The following is a 2,954-nucleotide window of genomic DNA, read 5'->3' as shown; positions in this document are numbered from 1 at the left end:
ACCCATCCCATCCATTTAATTGGTTAGGGTTTAATGGCGATACGGCTGTTTATAGTAATATCTTTCTAGGTTTTACCATCATAATCTTATTATCGCTGACTCAATTTTACTTGTTTTACAATCAAAAAGAGATTTCCTACAAAAGGCCTGCTTCACAGCAGTGAACTAAAGAGAGCCCTCTCCGGATTAGTAACGGGGAGGGCGTTTTTATTTCTATAGAAATGGTGAAGTATGCCAAATCAACAGTAATTAGTATACGTTTCAGTGGAATTATTCTATTAAGTTCGATTTATTATTCCGTATAAATGTAATAGGCAGGGTGTCCCAGCTGCTATTAAGTCGGCAAAAATCAGATGATACATAATTTGGTATATATGTTTAATGATACCGGTGTAGGGTAATCTTTTCTGTGAACCATATCATTTAAGGAGGCGGTTATTAATTATGTCACATGAAAATTATCAGACGGCCATTAAAGCTTTGCACGAATGTATGGAGGCATGTAACCACTGTTACGATGCTTGTCTGCAAGAGGAAGATGTGAAGATGATGGCTCAGTGTATCCGTTTAGACCGAGAATGTGCGGACATTTGCAGCTATCTGGAACAATCTTTAGTAAGAGGCACTCCATATGCTGCTGAACTAGCTAGTGTATGCGCGAAAATTTGTGAAGACTGTGGAAATGAGTGTAAGAAACATGACCACGATCATTGTCGGAAATGTGCCGATGCATGCTTCCAGTGTGCGGATGCTTGTAAGAGTATAGCTTAATCCATATCGACACAAAATAAATAACCGGGGATTTGAAACATACAAATCCCCGGTTATTTTTATTTTCATCCTTTGTTTAATAATACCCCTACTAGGTAATAGTATAATAAGTTGCAATCATAAATACAGGAGGAGTCAGGGATGTCAGAGGAGAACAAACATCATCACAATGGACATGAACATAGCCATGAGCATCATGATAGCAGTGAAGGGCACAATCATAATCATGATGGCCATGAAGGTCATGACCATCATGATTATGACCACGGAAGTATGATTGAAGATTTTAAACGGCGATTTTATATCTCTTTAATCGTTACTATTCCGATTCTTGTTTTGTCACCGATGATTCAGAATTTTTTCGGGATGGAATTTTCATTTCCTTTTGATCAATACGTTCTATTTGGATTAGCCACTTTCGTTTTCTTCTATGGAGGCTGGCCGTTTCTAACAGGTTCCGTCGACGAACTCAAAAATAAAGAACCTGGTATGATGACTTTGATTGGTCTCGCGATCGTAGTGGCCTACGGATACAGTTCTCTTGTTATTTTCGGCTGGTCAGGCCGTAATTTTTTCTGGGAGCTTGCTACACTAATTGATATTATGCTTCTGGGTCACTGGATTGAAATGAAGTCTGTAATGGGGGCGTCGAACGCTCTTCAAGAGCTCGTAAAGTTGATGCCGAACGAAGCCCACCGTTTGAAGGGAAATGGGGGGATTGAAGATGTTCCACTTCAAAAACTAAATTCCGATGATCTTGTTTTAGTTAAACCTGGAGAAAAGATACCGGTAGACGGTACCATCTCCGAAGGAAAGTCTGCCATTGATGAGTCGATGCTGACGGGTGAATCCATGCCCGTGGAAAAGAACGAAGAGGATGAAGTTATTGGAGGATCGATCAATAAAGAAGGCAGTTTGAAGATCCGGGTAAAAAAAACTGGCGATGATACGTATTTATCTCAAGTGATTACTCTCGTAAAAGAAGCACAGAACTCTAAGTCGCGGGCTCAAGATTTCGCGAACAGAGCAGCGAAATGGTTGTTTTATTTGGCTCTCGCTTCAGGGATTACAACGTTCATAGTATGGATTTCCCTTGGTTTTGCGTTTGATATAGCCCTTGAGCGGATGGTCACTGTGATGGTCATTACGTGTCCCCATGCTCTAGGTCTTGCGGCTCCATTAGTGGTAGCAGTCTCTACATCCCTTTCTGCTAAGCAGGGATTACTGATTCGGAATCGGACTCAATTTGAGAATGCTCGGACTATTGATGCGGTCATTTTTGATAAAACAGGTACCTTAACAAAGGGAGAATTTGGCGTTACCGATGTTGTTCCTGAAAAGGGCGAGGAAACAGACCGACTGCTCTATTGGGCCGCAAGTGTGGAACAAAATTCTGAACACCCGCTGGCTCAAGGGATCTTAGAGAAAGCACGTAATCAGGGCATTAGTTTGGGAGATGTTAAAAATTTTGAATCGATGACAGGGAAAGGCCTACAGGGGCGTGTGGACGACAAAGAAGTGAAGGTAGTCAGTCCTGGCTACATTAAAGAAGAAGGTTATTCCTATGATACGGAAGCCTTCAATAAGTTATCGGAGGAAGGCAAGACGGTCGTCTTTATCATAGTCGATCAAAACTATCTCGGCATGATCGCTATGGCAGATATCGTCCGTGAGTCGGCCAAAGAAACAGTCGCTGAATTGAAAAAGCATAACATCCAGTCCATTATGTTGACCGGAGACAATAAAAAAGTGGCTGAATGGGTAGCTAACCAAATTGGTATCGATGAAGTATATGCAGAAGTGCTGCCGGATCATAAAGCCGATCAGGTGAAAAAAGTGCAAAAAGAAGGTCGGAAAGTCGCCATGACGGGTGATGGAGTCAATGATGCCCCTGCGTTAGCTACAGCCGATGTAGGCGTTGCTATCGGAAGCGGTACGGATGTGGCTGTAGAAACGGCAGACATCGTACTTGTCAAAAGTAATCCGAAAGATATCTTGTCCATCATTCAACTTTCAAAAAATACGTATAAGAAAATGGTGCAAAATCTATGGTGGGCAGCTGGATATAATATTTTTGCCATTCCGCTCGCAGCGGGTGTACTCGCACCGGTCGGAGTTGTACTAAGTCCCGCCGTAGGGGCAATCTTAATGAGCTTCAGTACAATCGTTGTGGCAATTAACGC

The 2,954-nt window shown here is 42.1% G+C and carries 2 protein-coding genes; both read left to right on the top strand.

Annotated features, from left to right (window positions below):
- Window positions 1-444: 444 nt before the first annotated feature.
- Complete coding sequence (locus LD39_RS03555; RefSeq protein WP_035542966.1) at window positions 445-771, top strand: four-helix bundle copper-binding protein; 327 nt, start codon at window positions 445-447, stop codon at window positions 769-771.
- Window positions 772-912: 141 nt separating this feature from the next.
- Window positions 913-2,954 (top strand): heavy metal translocating P-type ATPase (locus tag LD39_RS03550; RefSeq protein WP_035542964.1); only part of this gene is annotated, 2,042 nt, incomplete at its 3' end.

The sequence above is a fragment of the Halobacillus sp. BBL2006 genome, assembly GCF_000786645.1.
Lineage (GTDB): Bacteria > Bacillota > Bacilli > Bacillales > Halobacillaceae > Halobacillus.
This window is presented reverse-complemented; position numbering and strand designations above follow the sequence as displayed.